The sequence below is a fragment of the Pseudomonas stagnisoli genome (assembly GCF_048595745.1).
GTDB classification, from domain to species: Bacteria; Pseudomonadota; Gammaproteobacteria; order Pseudomonadales; family Pseudomonadaceae; genus Aquipseudomonas; species Aquipseudomonas alcaligenes_A.
The window spans coordinates 846,928-868,344 of the sequence record NZ_CP184361.1 but is presented as its reverse complement, the minus strand read 5'-3'; the positions used below and the strand labels follow the sequence as shown (position 1 = coordinate 868,344).

Genomic DNA, 21,417 nt, shown 5'->3' with positions numbered 1-21,417 from the left:
GCGCGCCCGGCAAAAGATTGATCTGCGGCAAGCCGTGCAGGCCCCACCCAGCGGCAGAGCGCCGCAGGGGTCACTCGAACAGTGCGTCCAGCGCCTGTTCCAGACGCGTCACGGCGATCACCTGCAGGCCTTTCGGCGACTCCTTGGGCGCGTTGCCCTTCGGCACGATGGCGCGCTTGAAGCCGTGCTTGGCCGCCTCCTTGAGGCGCTCCTGACCGCTCGGCACCGGGCGGATCTCGCCAGACAGGCCGATCTCGCCGAACACCAGCAGGTCATGCGGTAGCGGCTTGTTGCGCAGGCTGGAGATCACCGCCGCCATCAGCGCCAGGTCCGACGCCGTCTCCAGCACCTTCACCCCGCCGACCACGTTGAGGAATACATCCTGGTCGTAGGTGGGGATGCCGCCGTGGCGGTGCAACACGGCCAGCAGCATGGCCAGGCGGTTCTGGTCCAGCCCCAGGGTGACGCGCTTGGGGTTGGCCAGATGGCTGGTGTCGACCAGCGCCTGCACCTCCACCAGCATTGGCCGGGTGCCCTCCCAGGTGGCCATCACCACGCTGCCGGGCACCGCCTCCTGGGCACGAGTGAGGAAGATCGCCGAGGGGTTGGTGACCTCCTTGAGGCCCTTGTCGGTCATGCCGAACACGCCCAGCTCGTTGACAGCGCCGAAGCGGTTCTTCACCGCGCGCAGCAGGCGCAGGCGACCATCGGACTCGCCCTCGAAATACAGCACGGTGTCGACCATGTGCTCCAGCACGCGCGGGCCGGCCAGGGCGCCCTCCTTGGTGACGTGACCGACCAGGAAGATCGCCGTGCCGCTCTGCTTGGCGAAGCGCACCAAGAGCGCCGCGCTCTCGCGCACCTGGGCCACGCCGCCGGGGGCGGACTGCAGCTGCTCGGTGAAGATGGTCTGGATCGAGTCGATGACCATCACCTTGGGTTGCTCGCGGCGCGCCACCTCGATGATCGACTCGATGCAGGTCTCGGTCATCACCTTGAGTTTGTCCTGCGGCAGCTCCAGGCGCCGGGCACGCATGGCCACCTGCTGCTGCGATTCTTCGCCGGTGACATACAGGGCCGGCAGACGCTGGGCAATGTTGCACAGGGTCTGCAGCAGGATGGTCGACTTGCCGATGCCGGGGTCGCCGCCGATCAGCACCACCGAGCCGTCCACCAGACCGCCGCCGAGTACCCGGTCCAGCTCACCGGAAACGGTGGAGAAGCGCGGCACTTCCTCGACGCTGACCTCGGCGAGGGTCTTGATCTGCGCCTGCTGCCCGGCCCAGCCGCCGCGCCCGCTGGGGGTGGCGGCGCCGGCTTCGAGCATGGTCTCGGTCAGGGTGTTCCAGGCACCGCACTCACCGCACTGCCCGGCCCACTTGGGAAAGGTGGCGCCGCACTCGGTGCAGCCATACATGCGCTTGGCCTTGGCCATGGAACTCTCCGCCCGCTGGAAAAGCGCCGATCATAGCGCGCGACGCTCAGCCGCGCTCGGCCGGGGCGGCGGCCTTGCGCTCGCGCAGCTTGTGCGCGGCCAGCTTGTACACCACGTAGTACTTGTAGATGTTGCCCACGTAATCCACCGTCTCGCGCCCGACGATGCGCGCGGCAGCCTGCTCGACATTGCCGAACCAGATATTCGGGTCCAGCCCGGACTTCTCCGCCAGGCGGCGAAACTTCATCAGGTTGCCGGGGCCGGCGTTGTAAGCCGCGAAACTGAGTAACAGGCGGTTGACCGGGGTGATTTCCTCGTCATCCAGGTAGGTGTCGGCGATCAGCCGCAGGTACTTGCTGCCGGCCTCGATATTGCGGTCGGCACTGGCCTCGACCCCCTGGATGCCCAACTCCTTGGCCGTGCTCGGCAGCAGCTGCATCACCCCAACCGCTCCCGCGCGGCTGCGCGCCGCCTGATCCAGCTGCGACTCCTGAAAGCCCTGGGCCATCAGCAGCAGGTGGTCGAATGCATAGGTGTCGGCATGCTTCTCGAACAGCCCCACCAGCGCATTGAACTTGCGCATCTCCCCTTCGGAGGTGGCATTGAGGATGCGCTTGCTGTCCTTGAAGTAGCGCCGCAGCATGATGTTGCCGAACTCGCTGCCGATCTTGTGCTCCTTGTTGAAGGCATTCAGCGCCGCCTTCAGCTGCGGACTGTTCTTGCGCAGCGCCCAGCCCAGCTGGCCACCGGTGTGCAGGTAGAACCCCTCATGAATCTTCAGGTCGCTGTACAGCGGTTGCCATAGCCGGGCGATGTAGCGATCCGCAACGGTAATGCCGAACAATCCGGCATTAACCATCTGCAGCAGGTCCTCGGTTTCCAGGTTCTCGCTGGCCGGCATCACCTTGATCGGTTCGAGCCCCTGCTCGCGGAAGCGCCGATTGAGGGCCAGCAGATGCTCGAAGTAACTGCTTGAAGGCCGCGCGTAAACCTCCTGGCCGGCCAGGTCCTCGATACGCTCGAGCTTGGGAGCCCCCGGGCCGGTGACGAAGACCTCATGCACGTCGCCGTAGGTCGGGTCGCTGAAATCCACCGTCTGCAGGCGCACTTCGGTCCGGGTCAGCCCGCCGGCGGCAATGTCACCATGCCCGGACAACAATCTGGGCAACAGCTCGTTGCGGGCGGTCGGAATAAACATGACCTGCCAGCGCTGCGACTTCCGGCCCAGCGGATGATGCTGGTTAAGCCACTTCTCGAAAGCCTTGCCGTATTCGTAGACCACGCCTTTCTGGTGGCCCCGATCCACCTGATAGAACGTCTTGCTGAACGGCACCAGAATGCGCACGGTGCGACTGGCGCGCATGCCCTCCAGATCACCGATCCAGGCCCCCGGCACTGGCAGCACCATGGCATCCACCTCGGACTTCTCGGCAGCGCTCAGCTGCGCGGGCGGCAGGCTGTCGACGGCATTCTGCGCAAGCACCGGCCAGGCCAGCAGGCACAACAGCGCAAACACAGACCTCTTCATCACGACTCTCCCTCGGGTAGCCACGGCGGGCGATAATGACCCTACCTGAGCGAGGGCCGCGCATTGCACATCGAGTTACTGCCTACCAGCATCGACCAGCTATCGCTGATCGCCAACCTCTACCAGTTTTACGCGTACGAGAGCTCCGACTGGGAACAGGAGGATGTCGAGACGGATGGGCGTTTCTACCTGCACGAACCTCATCTGAGACGCTACTGGAGCGAACCGGACTGGAGCGCCCAGCTCATCCTGGCGGACGGCTTCATTGCCGGCTTCCTGCTGATCGAGCGCAGCGAACTGCCCGGCATCGATGCCCTGGAGCTGGCCGATCTATTCATCCTGAAGAAGTACCGCCGCCTTGGCATCGGCCGTGCCCTGGCTCGTGAGGTGCTGGGCAACGGTGGCAGCTGGCTGGTGCGGTTCTACAGCCAGGACGAGCAGGCAACGGCTTTCTGGCGGGAAATCCTGGCCGACCTGCCGCCAGGCTGGCGGCAAATCTGGCCGGACGATGAAGCGGAACTGTTGAGCTACCTGATCAACCCGCCACTGCACTAACCCGACGGACGGTGCAGCGCACGGCGCAAGGCATTCAGCGCCTGGTGCGGCGCGACGATCATGGATCGCGGCGGCACAGCGGACTCGCGTTATCCGCTGACCCGCTGCAGCGTACTAGCTGGCACAGCCATTACCGCAACCACAGCACTGCCCAGCAGCACGCTTGAGCTGACGCGCCAGGTCATCCTTGAGTACCACGCGCTCCTGCTTGAGCTGGCTCAGGGCATCACCGTCGAGAGTCTCGATGCCGTCCTCGACGCGACAGATGCGCTTGTCCAGAGCCTCATAGGCCTCCGCTTGCTTGGCGAAATGATTGTCTTCCTGACGCAGACGATGCAGCTCGGCGCGGAGCTCGGGGAAATCCTGAATCAGCGGATGGTGATCGACATGCATGGTGTGCTTCCTGGTGGGGTTGATGTCTCGACACTATCCGGAAGCCCCGGCATAACCATTGACTCCGATCAAGTGGATGCGCTGTAGCTCACCTGCGCTCGACAGCACCGGACGCCCTGCCGAATCCGTCGGCAGGACGGCACACGCGTCCCCGCAGCTATCGAGCCGCGCCACTCAACAAACCTGCGTGTCGCGACGGCATCGAACGAGACAGCCCGGGCGTTTTTTGCTTAGCTTGGCGCAAACCCCATGAGAATCGTTCCATGAGCGCAAAACCAGGATGTTCCGCTTGCCGTGACGGCAAGGGACTGGACTTCCCCATCAGCATGGCTTTCCAGCCCATTGTCGACCTGCCACGCCGCCAGGTCTTCGCGCACGAGGCCCTCGTACGCGGCAGTGCCGGCGAATCGGCCGGCAGCCTGCTGGCACGCGTCGACAACGACAACCGCTATGCCTTCGACCAGAGCTGCCGGATCAAGGCCGTGGAGTGGGCGGCGCGTCTGCAGGTGCCGGCCATGGTCTCGATCAACTTCATGCCCAATGCCGTATACCGCGCGGAAACCTGCATCCGCGCCACCCTGGAGGCGGCCGCACGCTGTAACTTCCCGCTCGACCGGATCATCTTCGAGGTCACCGAGCAGGAACAGGTGCTCGACATCGAACACCTGACCGGCATTCTGCGCGCCTACCGCAAGCAGGGCTTCATGACCGCCATCGACGACTTCGGCGCCGGCTATGCCGGGCTCAACCTGCTGGCCGACTTCCAGCCCGATCTGATCAAGCTGGACATGCAACTGATCCGTGGCGTGGATGGCGACCGGGTACGTCAGGTACTGGTCGAAACAACCCTGGAGATGTGCCGCAAACTCGGCATCCGCGTCATCGCCGAAGGCATCGAGACCGGCGCCGAACTGCAGTGCCTGAGCCAGATGGGGGTGGAGCTGTTCCAGGGCTACCTGCTGGCCAAGCCCGGCTTTGAGAGCCTGCCGGACGTGCATTACCCCGAATAGCCCTTACACTGCGCGACACCATCAGAAACCAGGGAGTGAAACATGAGCATCCTCAGCGAATTCAAGGCTTTCGCGGTCAAGGGCAACGTGGTCGACATGGCCGTCGGGATCATCATCGGCGCCGCCTTCGGCAAAATCGTCAGCTCCTTCGTCGGCGACGTGGTGATGCCACCGATCGGCCTGCTGATCGGCGGGGTCGACTTCAGCGACCTGGCCATCACCCTCAAGGCCGCCGAAGGCGATATTCCTGCCGTGGTACTGAGCTACGGCAAGTTCATCCAGACTGTGCTGGATTTCGTCATCGTCGCCTTCGCCATCTTCATGGGGGTCAAGGTGATCAACCGCCTCAAGCGCGAGGAAGCCGCCGCCCCGGCCGAGCCGCCGGCGCCGACCAAGGAGCAGGAACTGCTCACGGAAATCCGCGACCTGCTGAAGAACCAGCAGAAGCCCTAAAGAAAAACGGCGCCCTAGGGCGCCGTTTTGCATAACCGGGGGGTCGATCCAGGCTAAACCTGCACGAGTAACAAGCGGTTTACCCGCCGCTCGTGCACTTCTTCGACGCGCATGCGCCAGCCCGCGAACTCGACCTCGTCGCCCACCACCGGCAGGCGATCGAGCAGGCTCATCACCAGCCCGGCGAGAGTCTGGTAGTCCTCGGTGGCCTGGGCCTGCAGGCCGATACGCGCGCGCAGCAGGGCCAGATTGAGGGCACCGCTGACGCGGAAGCCCGCGCCGTCCGGCTCGATGTCCGGGCCATCCACTTCGCTGGCGTCCGGCAGTTCGCCGGCGATGGCCTCGAGGATGTCGGTAAGGGTCAGCAGACCCTCGAAACCACCGAACTCGTTGACCACGAAGGCCACGTGGGTCGAAGCCTGGCGCATCTGCTCCAGAGCACCGAGCACCGCACAGCTGTCCGGCAGGTTCAGCGGCCGGCGCAGCAGGCCCTCGATATCCGGCTCACGCTGTTCCAGCAGCTCCTTGAGCAGCTCCTTCTTGTGCACGAAGCCCAGCGGCTCGTCGACCTGACCATCCTTGATCACCAGCAGGCGCGAGTGCGGCGAGGCCAGCAGGGCCTGGCGGATCTGCTCGGGCTCATGGGCCAGGTCGATGTGGTCGACCTGCACGCGGTCAGTCATCACCGTCTTGATCGACTGCTCGGCCAGGCCCAGCACGCCGCGGATCATCACGCGCTCGCGGCGGTCGAACAGCGCGGCCTCACCGGCACCGCCCTCAAGCATGTCGGCGATCTCTTCGCCCACCTCATCAGCCTCGATCTTGCCACCGAGCAGGCGCAGCACGGCATGCGCGGTGCGCTCACGCATACCACGGCCGTTCTGCAGCTGACGCTTGCGCTTGTGTCGCACCAGCTGGTTGGCCAGCTCGATGAGGATGGAGAAGCCGATGGCCGCATACAGATAGCCCTTGGGAATATGGAAGCCCAGGCCCTCGGCAGTGAGGCTGAAGCCGATCATCATCAAGAAGCCCAGACACAGCATGATCACCGTGGGGTGGGCGTTGACGAAGGCGGTCAGCGGCTTGCTGGCAACGATCATCAGACCGATGGAGATGATCACCGCGATCATCATCACCTCTAGGTGTTCGACCATGCCCACGGCGGTGATCACCGCGTCCAGCGAAAACACCGCGTCGAGCACCACGATCTGCGCCACAACCGGCCAGAATCGGGCATAGGTGCGGCTGCCGCCGGGTTGATGGCTGCGCCCCTCGAGGCGTTCGTGCAACTCCATGGTGGCCTTGAACAAGAGGAAGACACCACCGAACAGCATGATCAGGTCACGCCCGGAGAAACTCTTGCCGAACACCTCGATCAGCGGCTCGGTCAGGGTCACCAGCCAGGAAATGCTGGCCAGCAGGCCCAGGCGCATCAGCAGGGCCAGACTCAGGCCGATCAGCCGCGCGCGGTCACGCAGGTGCGGCGGCAGCTTGTCGGCGAGGATGGCGATGAACACCAGGTTGTCGATGCCCAGGACGATTTCCAAGACGATCAGTGTCAGCAGGCCGAGCCAGGCGGTGGGGTCGGCTATCCATTCGAACATCATGCGCGCCTCCGGGCAGCTATAGACGCTGCGCGGGCGCGGACATGGCGGCGCAGGGCGTGGCTATCGAAGGCGTTCGGGGAGGGGTGCACGAGGGCACCGGAGAAGAGGTGGCCGCTTTGGGGCGGCTGGCAACAATCGCTGTCCATGAGGTCCGTTGGATTCAAAAGGGCCGAACATCCTACCGGCTTGCCCGCGCAAGCCAAACCAGAAAAAGTTACCAATTCTTTTACAGCCGCCCTACCAGTAGTTCTCCACGGCCACCTGGCCGGGCCTGCGGGTCAGCGCCAGATTGAGGTTGCGCGCCTTGAGCACGGCACGGGTGTCCTCGATCATCTGCGGGTTGCCGCAAAGCATGATGCGCGAGTGCTCGGGTTCCAGCGCCAGGCCGGCGGCACGCTCCAGCTCGCCGTTCTCGATCAGCGTGGTGACGCGCGCGTGCAGCGCGCCGGACACCTGCTCGCGGGTCACCAGCGGGATGTACTGCAACTTGTGCCCGGCCCCCTCCAGCCACTCGCGCTGCGGCAGCTCGGCAATCAGCTCCTGGTAGGCCAGCTCGCCACGGTCGCGGGCGCTGTAGACCAGCACGATGCGCTCGAAACGCTGCCAGGCTTCCAGGTCCTGGAGGATCGACAGGAAGGGCGCCAGGCCCGTGCCGGTACCGATCAGCCACAGATCGCGGCCATCGGGGAAGCGGTCGAGGGTGAGAAACCCGGTAGCCTGCTTCTCCACCAGCAGCTCGTCGCCGGCACGCAGGCGGCTCAGTTCGCTGGTGAACTCGCCGCCGGGCACCACGATGGAGAAGAACTCCAGGTAGTCGTCATGCGGCGCCGATACCACCGAGTAGGCGCGCCAGACGATGCCGCCGCCGGCCTTGCGCACGCCAAGGCGGACGAACTGCCCGGCGCGGAAACGAAATCCGGCGTCGCGGGTGCAACGCAGGCTGAACAGGCTGGGCGACCAGCTGCGCACCTCGGTGAGGGTCTGGCGGGTGAACTTCTCTTCGCTGACGGTCATGCGGCCCCCTTCTGGCTGGTCTGCAGTTTCGCGCAAAGCGCCGCGAACAAACACCGTCAGTTAGCAGGGATTAGCGCCGATTGACGATCTGCGCGGCACGCAGCACGTCGGCACCGATCTGCGCTTCGTACTGTTTCCACAGCGGCTGCATGGCGCTGCGCCAGGCCTCGCGCTCGGCCGGGCTGAGGCTGAGCAGGCGCGCCTGACCGGCGGCCAGCAGTTGCTCGCGACCACGACGATTGAGCGCCTCGGCGTCCTCGTTGACCTGGGCGGTGACCTCTTCGACGATCGCCTCCAGCTCGCTGCGGGTGGCGTAGGGAATGCTCTGCCAGAACGACGAGCTGCTGATCAGCATGTAGTTGAGCGAACCGTGGTTGGTCTCGGTGATGAACGGCTGAGCGCGGTCGAAGCCGGCCGCCGCCATGTTCGACCAGACGTTCTCGGTGCCCTGCACGGTGCCGGCCTGCAGCGCCTTGAGCGACTCACCGAAGGGAATGCGCTTGGCCTGCGCACCGAGCGCGGCGAACTGGGCTTCCAGCACGCTGGACGACTGGATGCGGAAGGCCAGGCCCTTGGCGTCGGCCGGGGCCCGCAGCTCGCGGGTGGCGGAAAGCTGCTTCATGCCGTTGTTCCAGAACGCCAGGCCGTAGATGTTCTGCCCGGCCATGGAGCGCAGCAGCTCACGGCTCTTCTCGCGGCGCTGGAAGCGCTTGACCGCCTCCAGGTCATCGAACAAGAACGGCAGGTCGAAGACCTGCAGCTGCTTGGTATAGGCCTCGAACTTGGACACCGACGGCGCCAGCATCTGCACCTCGCCGCGCTGCAGGGCGGCCATCTCGTCGGCGTCGCCGAACAGGCTGGAGTTGGGGTAGACCTCGACCTTCACCGCGCCCCCCAGGCGCTCGGCCACCAGGCGCTGGAACAGCAGGCCACCACGCCCCTTGGGAGTGTCCTCGGCGACCACATGGGAGAACTTGATAACGATTGGCTCGGCATGCGCCGTAGCGCCGAACAGCAGAGAAAGGGCAAGGCAGGCGGAAAACAGGTACTTCATGGACATCCTTGAGGCAATGCAATAGCGACGCCCCACAGAAATGCGGGGCGCAGGGCGGTTTTTGATGTGTTCGGCCGCAGCGGCCGTGGGGTTCGGGAGGTACCGGCGGCGGCCACCCGATTTGTTGTTGGACATGCCACCCATTGCGGAACTTCGGCGGCGGCAAGTGACTGCATATTCTCCGGGTTGCACCCAGTGGTCACAAGCCGCCTGCTTCTCACTTCGAGACATTTCCCTATGCATCTAGGACAATGCAGCCGCTCTGCCCACCTGACTCTGCCGCCATGCCGACTCTCGCCACGCCCTTCGCCCAGCTCGACCTGATCCGCCAGCCCGAGATGGCCAACGAGCCGCTACAGGCCTTCGACGCCGCCGACGAGTACCTGCTGGCCCACCTGCACGAGCAGGGCCTCGGGCCTGACAGCCGGGTGCTGCTGCTCAACGACGGCTTCGGCGCCCTGGCCTGCTCGCTGGCACCGCACTGCCGGGTGACCAGCAGCGGTGATTCACACCTGGGCTACCTGGCCCTGCAGAAGAATCTGGCGCGCAACGGCCTGACCGCCGACCGGGTGAACTTCGTACCGGCCAGCGCGACGGCGCAAGGCCCGTTCGACTGGGTACTGGTGCGCGTGCCCAAGACCCTGGCCCTGCTGGAGGAGCAGCTGATTCGCCTGCACGGCCAGCTCGCCCCCGGTGCCCGGGTGATCGCCGGCGCCATGATCAAGCACCTGCCGCGTGCCGCCGGCGACCTGCTGGAGCAGTACATCGGCCCGGTGCAGGCCTCGCTGGCGGTGAAAAAGGCGCGCCTGCTGACGGCCACCCTCGAATCTCGGCCGGCGCCGGAGTCGCCCTATCCCACGCGCTACCGGCTGGATAAACCGGCCATCGAGCTGCTCAACCACGCCAATGTGTTCTGCCGCGAAGGCCTGGATATCGGTACCCGCGCCTTCCTGCCGCACCTGCCGAAATCACTGGTGCCACAGCGGGTGGCCGACCTCGGCTGCGGCAATGGCGTGCTGGCCATCGCCTTCGCCCTGGCCAATCCGCAAGCCGAGCTGACCCTGGTGGACGAGTCCTACATGGCCGTGCAGTCGGCCGAGGCGAACTGGCGCGCGGCACTCGGTGAGCGCCCGGCGACCTTCCGCGCCGCCGACGGCCTGGCCGACCAGCCCAGGGACTCGCTGGACCTGGTGCTGTGCAACCCGCCATTCCACCAGCAGCAGGTGGTCGGCGACTTCCTCGCCTGGCGCATGTTCCAGCAGGCCCGCGCGGCGCTGGTCACCGGCGGCGAGCTGTGGATAGTCGGTAACCGCCACCTGGGCTACCACGCCAAGCTGGCCCGGCTGTTCCGCGGCGTGCAGCAGGTAGCGGCCAACCCCAAGTTCGTGGTGCTCAGGGCCACCAAGTAGACCCTCAGCAGTCCCTCACCCCCACCCTCTCCCGGAGGGAAAGGGGGCAATCCGAGTTATCGACAGGCACGGTGCCCAAACCCGGCACCGACCAACTCCCTCTCCCTCCGGGAGAGGGCTGGGGTAAGGACGGCTGCGGCAATTTGCCCAATGCGACAATCCGCCGACTACGACGCAGGTCCCGCTTGACGGAGTATTGATCCAGATCAATTTCTGGAGTGGCCCATCATGTTTGGCCTCGATGCACTGGAGCTGGGGCGCCTGCAGTTTGCCTTCACCATCTCCTTCCACATCATCTTCCCCGCCATCAGTATCGGCCTGGCCAGTTACCTGGCCGTGCTCGAAGGTCTGTGGCTGAAAACCAAGCGCGAGGTCTACTACGACCTGTACCGTTTCTGGCTGCAGATCTTCGCCGTGACCTTCGGCATGGGCGTGGTCTCCGGTGTGGTGATGAGCTACCAGTTCGGCACCAACTGGGCCGGGCTGTCCACCGCCGCCGGCAGCATCATGGGTCCGCTGCTGACCTACGAGGTGCTCACCGCCTTCTTCCTCGAAGCCGGCTTCCTCGGGATCATGCTGTTCGGCATGAACAAGGTCGGCCGCGGCCTGCACTTCTTCGCCACCCTGATGGTGGCCATCGGCACGCTGATCTCGACCTTCTGGATCCTCTCCTCGAACAGCTGGATGCAGACCCCGCAAGGCCACAGCCTGGTCGACGGGGTGTTCTACCCGGAAAGCTGGTGGGACATCGTGTTCAACCCGTCCTTCCCCTACCGCCTGGCGCACATGGCGGTGGCGGCCTTCCTCAGCACCGCCTTCGTGGTCGGCGCCACGGCGGCCTGGCACCTGCTCAAGGGCAAGCGCGACGAGGCCACCCGCATGATGTTCTCCATGGCGCTGTGGATGGCGCTGCTGGTGGCGCCGGTGCAGGCCTTCATCGGCGACCTGCACGGCCTCAACACCCTGAAATACCAGCCGGCCAAGGTGGCGGCGATGGAAGGCCACTGGGAAACCTCCCGCGGCGTGCCGCTGCTGCTGTTCGGCATCCCCGACATGCAGGCGGAAACCACCCACTACGCCATCGGCATCCCGCGCCTGGCCAGCCTGATCCTCACCCATGACCTCGACGGCGAGATCAAGGGCCTCAAGGAATGGGCGCCCGAAGACCGGCCCAATGTACCGATCGTGTTCTGGAGCTTCCGCGTGATGGTCGGCCTGGGCCTGGCGATGATCCTTTGCGGCGTCATCGGCCTGTGGCTGCGCCGTGGCGGCCGGCTGTACGAGGCGCGCGGCTTCCAGCGCCTGATGCTGTTGATGGGCCCGTCCGGGCTGATCGCCATCCTCGCCGGCTGGGTGACCACCGAGGTCGGCCGCCAGCCCTGGGTGATCTACGGCCTGCTGCGCACCTCGGACGCGGTGTCCAACCACAGCGCCACGCAGATGGGCATATCGCTGAGCATCTTCGTGGTGGTGTACCTCGCCGTGTTCGGCGTCGGCATCACCTACCTGCTGCGCATGATGCGCAAGGGCCCGGTGCTGGGCCTGCTGCATGCCCACGCGCCCAGCGAGGCCGGTGGCCCGGGCCACTCGCGTACACCTTCGCGCCCGCTGTCGGCCGCCGAGGACAGTGTTGAAGACGAACAGGAGCAACGCCCATGAGCATCGACCTGCCGCTGATCTGGGCCGGGGTGATCGCCTTCGGCATCTTCATGTACGTGGTGATGGATGGCTTCGATCTGGGTATCGGCATCCTCTACCCCTTCTTCCGTGACAAGGACGAGCGTGACGCCATGATGAACACCGTGGCGCCGATCTGGGACGGCAACGAGACCTGGCTGGTACTGGGCGGTGCCGGGCTGTTCGCCGCCTTCCCGCTGGCCTACTCGGTGGTGCTCACGGCGCTCTACCTGCCGCTGCTGATCATGCTGATCGCGCTGATTTTCCGCGGTGTGGCCTTCGAGTTCCGCTTCAAGGCCAAGCGCACCCGCCATGTGTGGGACGCCGCCTTCATCTGGGGCTCGATCGTCGCCACCTTCGCCCAGGGCGTGGTGCTCGGTGCCTTTATCGAAGGGATCAAGGTGGAGAATCGGCAGTTCGCCGGGGGTGCCTTCGACTGGCTGGCGCCCTTCCCGCTGTTCTGCGGCGCGGGCCTAGTGGCCGGTTACGCCATGCTCGGCTGCGCCTGGCTGCTGATGAAGACCGAGGGCAAGCTGCGCCACAAGATGTACAAGCTGATGCTGCCGTTGACCAGCCTGTTGCTGCTGTTCATCGCCGTGGTCAGCATCTGGACGCCGCTGGCCCACGAGAGCATCGCCCAGCGCTGGTTCACCCTGCCCAACCTGTTCTACTTCATCCCGGTGCCGACCCTGGTGGCGGTGACCATCCTCGGTATCGTCCGCGCCGTGCACCTGAAGATCGACTGGCAGCCCTTCGTGCTGACCCTGGCGCTGATCGCCCTGGCCTACACGGGTCTGGCCATCAGCCTGTGGCCGAACATCATCCCGCCGGCGGTGAGCATCTGGGAGGCCTCGGCACCCGCCAGCAGCCAGGCCTTCGCCCTGGTCGGCGTGGTGTTCATGGTGCCGATCATCCTGATCTACACCGCCTACAGCTACTGGGTGTTCCGCGGCAAGGTCAAGGTCGGCGAGGGGTATCACTGATGCACGAGGTCAAACAGCCACTGGCCAAGCGCCTGGCCTGGTTCGTACTGCTCTGGCTGGGCGGCGTGGCGGCCGTCGGCCTGCTCGCCTACGCCATCAAGTGGGGCATGGGGCTGACCTGAGCTGGCAACGGGTGGATGGCTGCGGCCATCCACCCTACAAAAGCGGGCCTGTGCGTAGGCTGGAAAACCGCGCAGCGTTTTCCACCGTAACTACCTATTCCAACAACCGCTTCAGCTCGTCGCTCAGCGGCATCGGCTGGAATGCACTGACCTGCGCCCGCCCTGTGTTGCCCAACGGCACCCAGATTCGAGAGAAGAGCAGCGCCGCCAGGATGCGCGGCAGCTGCCCGGCCACCTCGCGCCAGTCGCGCGCCTGCCAGCCGGCGCGCAGCATCAGCCAGTGCGACCCGGCGTGGCGCAGCGGCATGCGCTGGCTGAGGATGTGGGCGCGCTCCAGCCAGGCGTAGGCCGCGTCCGTGTCGTTGCGCTCCAGTGCCCGGCGCCCTTCGGCGAACGCCTGTGCCAGCGCCTGCTGCAGTTCAGTGCGCATGCCCGTGCCCGCCATTGAGTTCGCCATCGGCATGACGCAGCACCGCGATCGCCGAATGCACGGCCAGGCTGGCCATGATGCCGGCCACGATCAGGTCCGGCCAGGCACTGCCGGTGCCGAACACCCCCAGCGCCGCGGCCAGCACGGCCAGGTTGCCGAGCGCATCGTTGCGGGTGCACAGCCAGACGCTGCGCATGTTGCTGTCGCCCTCGCGGTACGCGTACAACAACACCGCCACGCCGACATTGGCCAACAACGCCAGGCTGCCCACCAGGCCCATGGTCGGCGCGCTGGGCACACCACCCTGCCAGGCCTGCCACAACGCCGCGCCGAGCACGCCGAGACCGAACACCAGCATGCTGGCAGCCTTGAACTGGGCGGCGCGGGCGCGCCAGGTCAACGCCATGCCCAATACCCAGAGGCTGATGCCGTAGTTGGCGGCATCGCCGAGGAAGTCCAGCGAGTCGGCCAGCAGCGACACCGAGCCAGCCTTGAGGCCGGCGCCAATCTCGACCAGAAACATCGCCAGGTTGACCAGCAGCGCAATCCACAGGATGCGCCGGTAACGGCCATCGTCGTGGCGCGGAGCGGAGTCGTGATTGCAGCAGTTAGCGCCCATTTGGCATCTCCTTGTTGGGGATGCAAACTAGGCTAAACCCTGTAGTTGCTACGGAGTCAACATGAGCAAGCCACTCACCATCGGCGTGCTGGCGCGTGACAGCGGCGTGAACCTGGAAACCATCCGCTTCTACGAACGCAGCGGCTTGATGCCGGCGCCACAGCGCAGTCCCGCCGGCTATCGCCACTATCAGGAACAGGACATACGCCGACTGCGTTTTATTCGGCGCGGTCGCGAACTGGGCTTCAGTCTGGAGGAAATCCGCAGCCTGCTCGATCTCGCCGCCCACCCCGAGAGCCCCTGCGCCAGTGCCGACCAGATGGTGCGCGAGCACCTGGACGCCATCGAAACGCGCATCCGCGACCTGCAGAACATGCGTGCCGAGCTGAGCAAACTGGCCGGCTGCCACAGCGGCCATGCCGAGCATTGTCGGCTGCTGGAAGCACTGGACGATCGCGACTGCTGCCACTGAAGCCAGCCCGCGGCCCGGATGCCATGAGGAACACAGGCCACAGCTGCCCATGCGACTGGGCTCAGTGGCTCCAGTCGCGCACCAGATCCTGCGCTTCCTGCAGCGAATCGAAACCGGTCAGGGCGACGCGGCCGTCGAGCACCGGCTCCTCGACGATGGGCGCCAGGCGCAGTTCGCCATCGACCACAAAGGCTAGCGGCTGCCCCAGATGGCGACGGGTCAGTTCGGCCAGGGTGGCGCGCCCGGCATCGTTCAGGGTCAGCACCACCGCCGGCTCGCCGGCCGGGGTAAAGGCCATTTCCGCCTGCTGTACGTCCGCCTCGGTCAGCGCCGCCTGCGGCGCCACCCACAGGCGCACGCCGCTGTGGCGATCGCGCATGGCCTGCAGCCCCTCGGCGCTGGCCGTACGTGCGGGATGGATGCCGAGCTGATGCACGGCGCTGGGCAGGTGCGCCTCGCGGGCGCAGCCGGCCAACAGAGTCAGGGCGAGCACCGCCAGCAGCGCCCTCATGCCGGCACCAGCATGGCCTCGGCCACGGACTTGCGCAGCGCCTTGCCCACCAGTTGTTCGACCAGGGTCAGGGCGAACAACAAGGCGGTGGCCGGCCCCTGGCTGGTGATGCAGTTGCCATCGACCACCACCGGCTGATCGACGAAGGTGCAGCCGGACAGGCGCTCACTGAATGCCGGGTAGCAGGTCATGCGCCGCTGCTTGAGCACGCCGTAGCTCTGCAAGGCCAGGGCCGGTGCCGCACAGATGGCGGCGAACAGCCGGCCAGCCGCGGCCTGCTCGCGCACCTTGGCGGCCAGCGGCGCGTGGTCCGCCAGAGCCTGGGCGCCGGGCATGCCGCCGGGTAGCACGATCAGGTCGAAGTCCTGGGCCAGCACGTCGACCAGCATGGTGTCGGCGGTGACACGGGTGCCGCGGGCGCAGGTGAACATACGGCGATTCTCGATGCTGGCCACCACCACCTCCACCTCGGCGCGGCGCAACACATCGATCAGGGTCACGGTCTCGATGTCTTCGACGCCATCGGCGACAGCGATCAGGGCACGGGTTGTCATGCTGGTTCTCCTTGCCCGACGGAAACTGATGCTGTCCGTCCGGTCATAAATTCACCGCTCGGGGGTGAGCTGGTATAGTGCGCGGCTTTTCCGGATCTGCCTCGAATTCGCCCTCGTTTTCCATCGAGCTGGCAGCCTTTGTGCTTTGCTTTGGCGCAGTCCACAACCCATGCCGCACCAGCCCAACGGGAGCCCCACCATGCTGGAAAAGCTGTTCCAACTCAAGGCGCACAACACCAACGTGCGTACCGAGATCCTCGCCGGTGTCACGACCTTCCTGACCATGGCCTACATCCTCTTCGTCAACCCGGCGATCCTGGGAGAAACGGGCATGGACAAGGGGGCGATCTTCGTCGCCACCTGCCTGGCCGCTGCCATCGGCTCGGCGCTGATGGGGCTGATCGCCAACTATCCGATCGCCCTGGCGCCCGGCATGGGCCTCAACGCCTTCTTCACCTACACCGTAGTGCTGCACATGGGCCACACCTGGCAGGTGGCGCTGGGCGCGGTGTTCATCTCCGCCACCCTGTTCTTCCTGCTGTCGATTTTCCGCATCCGCGAATGGATCGTGAACAGCATCCCGCTGCCGCTGCGCTCAGCCATTGCCGCCGGCATCGGCCTGTTTCTGGCGCTGATCGCGCTCAAGGAAGCCGGACTGGTGGTGGACAACCCGGCCACCCTGGTCGGCCTCGGTGATCTGCATAGCCCGGGCCCGCTGCTGGCGATCCTCGGGTTCTTCCTGATCGTCGCCCTGGAAGCCCGTCGCGTCACCGGCGCGGTGATGATCGGCATCCTGGTGGTCACCGCCATCGCCATCGGCCTGGGTGTGACCCCGTTCGGCGGCATCGTCTCCATGCCGCCCTCGCTGGCGCCGACCTTCCTCGAACTGGACATCATGGGCGCGCTGGACGTGGGCATGATCAGCGTGATCTTCGCCTTCCTGTTCGTCGACCTGTTCGACAACACCGGCACCCTGATCGGCGTGGCCAAGCGCGCCGGCCTGATGAGCAAGGATGGCCACCTGCCGAAAATGGGCCGCGCCCTGATCGCTGACAGCACAGCCGCCATGGGCGGTTCGCTGCTGGGCACCAGCACCACCACCAGCTACATCGAATCCGCCTCGGGCGTGGCCGCTGGCGGCCGCACCGGTTTGACTGCCATCGTGGTCGCCGGGCTGTTCCTGCTGGCGCTGTTCTTCGCGCCGCTGGCCGGCACCGTGCCGGCGTTTGCCACCGCTCCGGCGCTGCTGTTCGTTGCCGTGCTGATGACCTCCGGCCTGGCCGAAATCGAATGGGACGACATCACCGTCGCCGCGCCGGTGGTGATCACAGCCCTGGCCATGCCGCTGACCTTCTCGATCGCCAATGGTATCGCCTTTGGCTTCATCGCCTGGGTCCTGATCAAGGCCCTGGCCGGTCGCATCAAGGAGCTGAACCCGGCGCTGGTGATTCTGGCTGCGATCTTCATCGCCAAGTTCGCCTTTGGCGTCAACGCATGACCCAGGTACGCGACGCGGCGGCCTATACCGCCCAGCTGGACGCCAAGGTCGCTCGCCTGCGCGAGCTGCTGGCGCCCTTCGCGGCGCCCGAGCCGGCGGTGTTCGACTCGCCGGCCGGGCACTATCGCCTGCGCGCCGAGTTCCGCCTGTGGCGCGAGCAGGAGGAACGCCACTACGCGATGTTCGAGGCCGGCGACAAGCACACGCCGATCCTGATCGACCAGTTCCCCATCGCCAGCCAGCGCATCAACGCGCTGATGCCGCAGCTCAAGGCCGCCTGGCAGGGTAGTCGGGTGCTGTCATTCAAGCTGTTCCAGGTCGAGTTCCTCACCACCCTGGCCGGTGATGCGCTGATCACCCTGTGCTACCACCGCCCGCTGGATGCCGAGTGGCAGGCCGAGGCCGAGCAGCTTGCCGCCAGGCTGGGTGTCAGCCTGGTAGGCCGTTCGCGCGGCCAGCGCCTGGTGATCGGCCGCGATTACGTCGAAGAAGAAATGACCGTGGCCGGGCGCACCTTCCGCTACCGCCAGCCGGAGGGTGCCTTCACCCAGCCCAACGGCACGGTCTGCCAGAAGATGCTGCAGTGGGCCTATGACGCCCTCGGCGAGCGCGACGACGACCTGCTGGAGCTGTACTGCGGCAACGGCAACTTCACCCTGCCGCTGTCCACCCGGGTACGCAAGGTGCTGGCCACCGAGATCAGCAAGACCTCGGTCAATGCCGCCCTGGCCAACCTGGCCGACAACGGTATCGACACCATCGAGCTGGTGCGCCTGAGCGCCGAGGAGCTGACCCAGGCCCTCAACGAAGTGCGTCCGTTCCGTCGCCTGGCCGGTATCGATCTGAAGTCATACGACTTCGGCGCGGTGTTCGTTGACCCGCCACGCGCCGGCATGGACCCGGACACCTGCGAGCTGACCCGGCGCTTCGACAACATCCTGTATATCTCCTGCAACCCGGAGACCCTGGCCGCCAACATTGCCCAGCTGAACGATACCCATCGTATCGAGCGCTGCGCCCTGTTCGACCAGTTTCCCTGGACCCACCACATGGAAGCAGGCGTGCTGCTGGTGCGGCGATAGTCGCGCCCGGGTACCTCTACCGCGAAGGCAGGGCGCGCAGGCACCAGAACGCCAGCCCTGCCGAGACGCCCTCGAACAGCATGGCGTAGAGATTGAAGGTCTGCTGCGCGCCGCCGTCCAGCCACATCCCGCCCAGGCGGGCGAGGAACAATGCGCTGTAGAGCAGCACCAGCAGCATCAGCACCGGGCGCAACAACTCACTGCGCAGCAGCGCCAATCCCAGCCAAGCCGCCAGGCCAAGCTGCAGACCGCCATAGTACGCCCGGACATCGGTGATCGCCGCCGGCGCCATCAGCAGCATGCCACTGAGGTTCGCCAGTTCGTGCGGACGGACGAAATAGGCCAGGCCGAAGCCGGCGAGGATCAGGCTCTGGACGATCAGGAAAAGGCGGACAGGCAGCATCGACACTCTCCAGCGTGGTGGCAGGCAGCGAGCATAGGCGCTGGCGACTTAATCGGAAACAGTTGCAAGCTGGGACACCGGCAACCACGGGTTTACGCTTTTTCTTTTGACGTTCGAGGACACCCCCATGCGCCTGCTGCCTCTCGCCGCCCTGCTTTTTGCCGCCACCGCGCAAGCTGCCGAGCCCATCACCATGGACGTGCATCGCGACGCCAACTGTGGCTGCTGCAAAGACTGGATCAGCCACCTGGAAGCCAATGGCATCCGGGTCAACGACCTGGTCGAGACCGATATGAACGCCGTCAAACAGCGCCTGGGCGTGCCGCCGCGTCTGGCCTCGTGCCACACCGGGGTGATCGACGGCAAGTTCGTCGAAGGTCATGTGCCGGCCCGTGATGTGCTTGCCCTGCAGGGCCGCCCCGACCTGCTCGGCGCCGCAGTGCCGGGCATGCCGCACGGCTCGCCGGGCATGGAAACCGGTCGCGTGGATGCCTACCAGGTGATCGGCCTGGACAAGAACGGCCAGGAAAGCGTGCTGGCCGACTATCCGGCCGAGTAACGCCCCGCTGGCGCGCCGCCCGTGCGGGGACGACACTGTCAGCCCCGGACGGAGAAAAGGAGCGCGGTCATGCGCTGGGAACGCGGCAGACGCAGCGACAACGTGGTGGATGCGCGCGGTGGCGGCAGGCGCCTGGGCGGCAAGGGCCTGAGCCTGGGCGGTATCGCCGTGATCGTGGTGATCGGCCTGCTGATGGGCCAGGACCCGCTGACCATCCTCGGCAGCGTGGTCAACCAGGGCCTGCAGCAGGGCGCGCCGGCGCCGGAACAGCGTGCGCCGGCCGCCGACGATCCGCAGCGCGAATTCGTCAGGGCCGTGCTCGGCGATACCGAGGACACCTGGCGCGCCATCTTCCAGGCCTCAGGCAAGCAGTACCAGGACCCGAAACTTATCCTCTTCAGCGGCAGCGTGCGCTCGGCCTGCGGCTTCGCCGATGCCGCCGTCGGCCCCTTCTATTGTCCCGGCGACCAGCAGGTGTATCTCGACCTGAGCTTTTTCCGCGAGATGGAAACCCGCTTCGCCGCCGCCGGCGACTTCGCCCAGGCCTATGTGATCGCCCACGAGGTCGGCCACCATGTGCAGACCCTGCTCGGCGTCTCGGCCAGGGTCAACGCGGCACGTCAGCGCGGCGAGCGGGTGGAAGGCGACAACGGCCTGCTGGTGCGCCAGGAGCTGCAGGCCGACTGCCTGGCCGGCGTGTGGGCACACCATGCCCAGCAGCGCCTCGACTGGCTGGAGCCAGGCGACCTGGAGGAGGCACTGAATGCCGCCAACGCCATCGGCGACGACCGTCTGCAGAAGCAGAGCCGCGGCACCGTGATGCCGGACTCCTTCACCCACGGCACCTCGGCGCAGCGCGTGCGCTGGTTCCGCACAGGCTTCGACAATGGCGAGCCGGGCCGCTGCGATACCTTCAAGGCGGCCAGGCTGTAGACCCGCGACAAACCGGACCGGAAAGGTACGGGATTCACCCGCCCTGCTGCGCCTGATAGGCCTTGGGCGATACGCCGAACCAGCCCTTGAACGCCTTGTAGAAGGCACTCGGTTCGGCAAAGCCCAGCTCGCGGCTGATTTGCTCGATGCGACAGTCGAGCTGGCGCAGACGCCGCAGCGCGTGCTCGCGGCGCACCTTGGCGAGCAGTTCGGAAAAGCTGCAGCCTTCCTCACGCAGGTGGCGGTGCAGGGTCTGCCGGCTGGTATGCAAACGCCGCGCGACCTCCTCCACCGACAGCGCACCGTCGATCAATCCCAGTTCGATCAACTGCTGCACCTGCTGACGCAGGCTTTGCCGGCTGGGTAGTTGCGCCTGCATGTCACTGACCCGCTGCAGCAGCAGGCCCTTGATGTAATCGTTGCCGCCGAGCAGTGGCAAGCGCATGTCCGCCGCAGCCATCTCGATATAGTCCAGCGGCTCGCCGAAGCGCACCGGGCAACCGAGAATCTGCCGATAGCTGGCGGAGCCGGCCAGCGGCCTATGGCGAAAGCCCACCTGCAGCGGAACCAGGCGCGTGCCGCTCATCTGCCGGCCCCAGCACAGCGCCGAGCTGAGGCTGTACTCGCAGGCAGGCGGATGGCCTGCCAAAGGGGCGGTGAACAGAAAGTGGATACGCACGCGATCAGCACCCTGCTCGACCCGCAGGTTCTCGCACTCGCTCATCACCGGACTGTGCCGGCGAAACAGTTCCAGCGCCTCGCCGAGGGTGGCACTCATCGACGCCAGATTGGCTACCGGACCACGACTGTGCAGGCCTCGTTGCTGGCCCAACTGCAGGCCGAGATCGGCCGGCGCGCCGCGCTCGGCCGCCAGCTGCCACAGGCGCAACAGCCAGGCCACCGGGATGCGCGCCTCCAGATCCAGCGGCGTGTTCGGTGCCAGACCCAGCGCGACAAGATCGGCCGGCTCAGCCAGCTGCAGGCGTCGCAGGCTCTGGTACAGATCGAGGAGCAGCGAGGCGGTGGCGCTGGGTACGGTGTGCAGCATGACGGTAAATCCTTTCACCGACGAGATGGCCGATTGTGCAGCCCCCGTGAGACGAAATGCCAGTCCGT

24 protein-coding genes are annotated in these 21,417 nt (G+C 66.0%); 12 read left to right on the top strand and 12 right to left on the bottom strand.

The features are described 5' to 3' along the window. Positions 1-70: 70 nt before the first annotated feature. Positions 71-1,435, bottom strand: coding sequence for a DNA repair protein RadA (radA, locus tag ACOAPY_RS04155; RefSeq protein ID WP_169921665.1), 1,365 nt, complete (start codon positions 1,433-1,435; stop codon positions 71-73). Positions 1,436-1,481: 46 nt separating this feature from the next. After that, on the bottom strand, positions 1,482-2,963 hold the full coding sequence (locus ACOAPY_RS04150) for an MltF family protein (protein ID WP_465155149.1): 1,482 nt from the start codon (positions 2,961-2,963) through the stop codon (positions 1,482-1,484). A gap of 63 nt (positions 2,964-3,026) precedes the next feature. Here ACOAPY_RS04150 and ACOAPY_RS04145 point away from each other — a divergent pair, with 63 nt between their 5' ends. After that, positions 3,027-3,518: a GNAT family N-acetyltransferase gene (locus ACOAPY_RS04145; RefSeq protein ID WP_465155147.1), complete on the top strand. Its 492-nt coding sequence runs from the start codon at positions 3,027-3,029 to the stop codon at positions 3,516-3,518. Between the two features lie 114 nt (positions 3,519-3,632). Here ACOAPY_RS04145 and ACOAPY_RS04140 read toward each other — a convergent pair whose 3' ends face one another. Next, the gene (locus ACOAPY_RS04140) at positions 3,633-3,911 is read right to left on the bottom strand and encodes a YdcH family protein (RefSeq protein WP_076580249.1); all 279 of its coding nucleotides are present in this window, start codon (positions 3,909-3,911) and stop codon (positions 3,633-3,635) included. A 263-nt stretch (positions 3,912-4,174) separates the two neighbouring features. On the opposite strand from ACOAPY_RS04140, the gene ACOAPY_RS04135 reads away from it, so the two are divergent. After that, positions 4,175-4,921, top strand: a complete 747-nt coding sequence (locus ACOAPY_RS04135) for an EAL domain-containing protein (protein WP_465155145.1) — start codon at positions 4,175-4,177, stop codon at positions 4,919-4,921. Positions 4,922-4,963: 42 nt separating this feature from the next. Further along, entirely contained in the window at positions 4,964-5,374 is a 411-nt protein-coding gene (gene mscL / locus ACOAPY_RS04130; RefSeq protein ID WP_465155143.1) for a large-conductance mechanosensitive channel protein MscL, read from the top strand. A 53-nt stretch (positions 5,375-5,427) separates the two neighbouring features. Here mscL and ACOAPY_RS04125 read toward each other — a convergent pair whose 3' ends face one another. From ACOAPY_RS04125 to ACOAPY_RS04115, 3 genes are all read right to left on the bottom strand, one after another. Continuing rightward, positions 5,428-6,978: a TerC family protein gene (locus tag ACOAPY_RS04125; protein WP_465156706.1), complete on the bottom strand. Its 1,551-nt coding sequence runs from the start codon at positions 6,976-6,978 to the stop codon at positions 5,428-5,430. A 240-nt stretch (positions 6,979-7,218) separates the two neighbouring features. Beyond that, positions 7,219-7,995 carry a ferredoxin--NADP reductase gene (locus tag ACOAPY_RS04120; RefSeq protein WP_465155141.1) on the bottom strand — a complete coding sequence of 259 codons (777 nt, stop codon included), beginning with the start codon at positions 7,993-7,995 and terminating at the stop codon, positions 7,219-7,221. Between the two features lie 70 nt (positions 7,996-8,065). Next, positions 8,066-9,049 carry a DctP family TRAP transporter solute-binding subunit gene (locus ACOAPY_RS04115; protein WP_465155139.1) on the bottom strand — a complete coding sequence of 328 codons (984 nt, stop codon included), beginning with the start codon at positions 9,047-9,049 and terminating at the stop codon, positions 8,066-8,068. 284 nt (positions 9,050-9,333) lie between these two features. Here ACOAPY_RS04115 and ACOAPY_RS04110 point away from each other — a divergent pair, with 284 nt between their 5' ends. The 4 genes from ACOAPY_RS04110 to ACOAPY_RS04095 all read left to right on the top strand — a co-directional run bounded on the left by ACOAPY_RS04110 (position 9,334) and on the right by ACOAPY_RS04095 (position 13,240). Continuing rightward, positions 9,334-10,458, top strand: a complete 1,125-nt coding sequence (locus ACOAPY_RS04110; protein WP_465155137.1) for a methyltransferase — start codon at positions 9,334-9,336, stop codon at positions 10,456-10,458. Between the two features lie 228 nt (positions 10,459-10,686). Further along, positions 10,687-12,117, top strand: a complete 1,431-nt coding sequence (locus tag ACOAPY_RS04105; RefSeq protein WP_465155135.1) for a cytochrome ubiquinol oxidase subunit I — start codon at positions 10,687-10,689, stop codon at positions 12,115-12,117. Beyond that, a complete protein-coding gene (gene cydB / locus ACOAPY_RS04100) occupies positions 12,114-13,118 on the top strand; it encodes a cytochrome d ubiquinol oxidase subunit II (protein ID WP_237046388.1) in 1,005 nt (334 codons plus the stop codon). The genes ACOAPY_RS04105 and cydB overlap by 4 nt, the downstream gene beginning before the upstream one ends. Further along, positions 13,118-13,240 (top strand): membrane protein, encoded by a 123-nt coding sequence (locus ACOAPY_RS04095; protein ID WP_043216580.1) that lies wholly within the window; start codon positions 13,118-13,120, stop codon positions 13,238-13,240. Before cydB ends, ACOAPY_RS04095 begins: the two co-directional genes overlap by 1 nt. A gap of 94 nt (positions 13,241-13,334) precedes the next feature. Here ACOAPY_RS04095 and ACOAPY_RS04090 read toward each other — a convergent pair whose 3' ends face one another. Then, the gene (locus tag ACOAPY_RS04090; RefSeq protein WP_465155133.1) at positions 13,335-13,670 is read right to left on the bottom strand and encodes a DUF3703 domain-containing protein; all 336 of its coding nucleotides are present in this window, start codon (positions 13,668-13,670) and stop codon (positions 13,335-13,337) included. Further along, positions 13,660-14,289: a cation efflux transmembrane domain-containing protein gene (locus ACOAPY_RS04085; protein WP_465155131.1), complete on the bottom strand. Its 630-nt coding sequence runs from the start codon at positions 14,287-14,289 to the stop codon at positions 13,660-13,662. The genes ACOAPY_RS04090 and ACOAPY_RS04085 overlap by 11 nt, the downstream gene beginning before the upstream one ends. A gap of 61 nt (positions 14,290-14,350) precedes the next feature. Between ACOAPY_RS04085 and ACOAPY_RS04080 the strand changes: the two genes are divergently transcribed. Beyond that, positions 14,351-14,761, top strand: coding sequence for a MerR family DNA-binding protein (locus ACOAPY_RS04080; RefSeq protein ID WP_286947691.1), 411 nt, complete (start codon positions 14,351-14,353; stop codon positions 14,759-14,761). 61 nt (positions 14,762-14,822) lie between these two features. Here ACOAPY_RS04080 and ACOAPY_RS04075 read toward each other — a convergent pair whose 3' ends face one another. Next, positions 14,823-15,272 carry a SecDF P1 head subdomain-containing protein gene (locus tag ACOAPY_RS04075; RefSeq protein WP_286947693.1) on the bottom strand — a complete coding sequence of 150 codons (450 nt, stop codon included), beginning with the start codon at positions 15,270-15,272 and terminating at the stop codon, positions 14,823-14,825. Further along, positions 15,269-15,826 carry a DJ-1 family glyoxalase III gene (locus ACOAPY_RS04070; RefSeq protein WP_465155129.1) on the bottom strand — a complete coding sequence of 186 codons (558 nt, stop codon included), beginning with the start codon at positions 15,824-15,826 and terminating at the stop codon, positions 15,269-15,271. Before ACOAPY_RS04070 ends, ACOAPY_RS04075 begins: the two co-directional genes overlap by 4 nt. A gap of 199 nt (positions 15,827-16,025) precedes the next feature. On the opposite strand from ACOAPY_RS04070, the gene ACOAPY_RS04065 reads away from it, so the two are divergent. After that, positions 16,026-17,324: an NCS2 family permease gene (locus tag ACOAPY_RS04065; protein WP_465155127.1), complete on the top strand. Its 1,299-nt coding sequence runs from the start codon at positions 16,026-16,028 to the stop codon at positions 17,322-17,324. Further along, positions 17,321-18,406, top strand: a complete 1,086-nt coding sequence (gene trmA / locus ACOAPY_RS04060) for a tRNA (uridine(54)-C5)-methyltransferase TrmA (protein ID WP_465155125.1) — start codon at positions 17,321-17,323, stop codon at positions 18,404-18,406. The genes ACOAPY_RS04065 and trmA overlap by 4 nt, the downstream gene beginning before the upstream one ends. 16 nt (positions 18,407-18,422) lie before the next feature. Here trmA and ACOAPY_RS04055 read toward each other — a convergent pair whose 3' ends face one another. Beyond that, on the bottom strand, positions 18,423-18,809 hold the full coding sequence (locus ACOAPY_RS04055) for a DUF4345 domain-containing protein (protein WP_465155122.1): 387 nt from the start codon (positions 18,807-18,809) through the stop codon (positions 18,423-18,425). A 127-nt stretch (positions 18,810-18,936) separates the two neighbouring features. Between ACOAPY_RS04055 and ACOAPY_RS04050 the strand changes: the two genes are divergently transcribed. After that, positions 18,937-19,368, top strand: a complete 432-nt coding sequence (locus ACOAPY_RS04050) for a DUF411 domain-containing protein (RefSeq protein WP_465155120.1) — start codon at positions 18,937-18,939, stop codon at positions 19,366-19,368. Positions 19,369-19,437: 69 nt separating this feature from the next. Beyond that, on the top strand, positions 19,438-20,301 hold the full coding sequence (gene ypfJ, locus ACOAPY_RS04045) for a KPN_02809 family neutral zinc metallopeptidase (RefSeq protein ID WP_465155118.1): 864 nt from the start codon (positions 19,438-19,440) through the stop codon (positions 20,299-20,301). Positions 20,302-20,335: 34 nt separating this feature from the next. Here the strand turns inward: ypfJ and ACOAPY_RS04040 are convergent, their stop codons facing one another. Then, positions 20,336-21,349 (bottom strand): AraC family transcriptional regulator, encoded by a 1,014-nt coding sequence (locus ACOAPY_RS04040; protein ID WP_465155115.1) that lies wholly within the window; start codon positions 21,347-21,349, stop codon positions 20,336-20,338. Positions 21,350-21,417 lie beyond the last annotated feature (68 nt).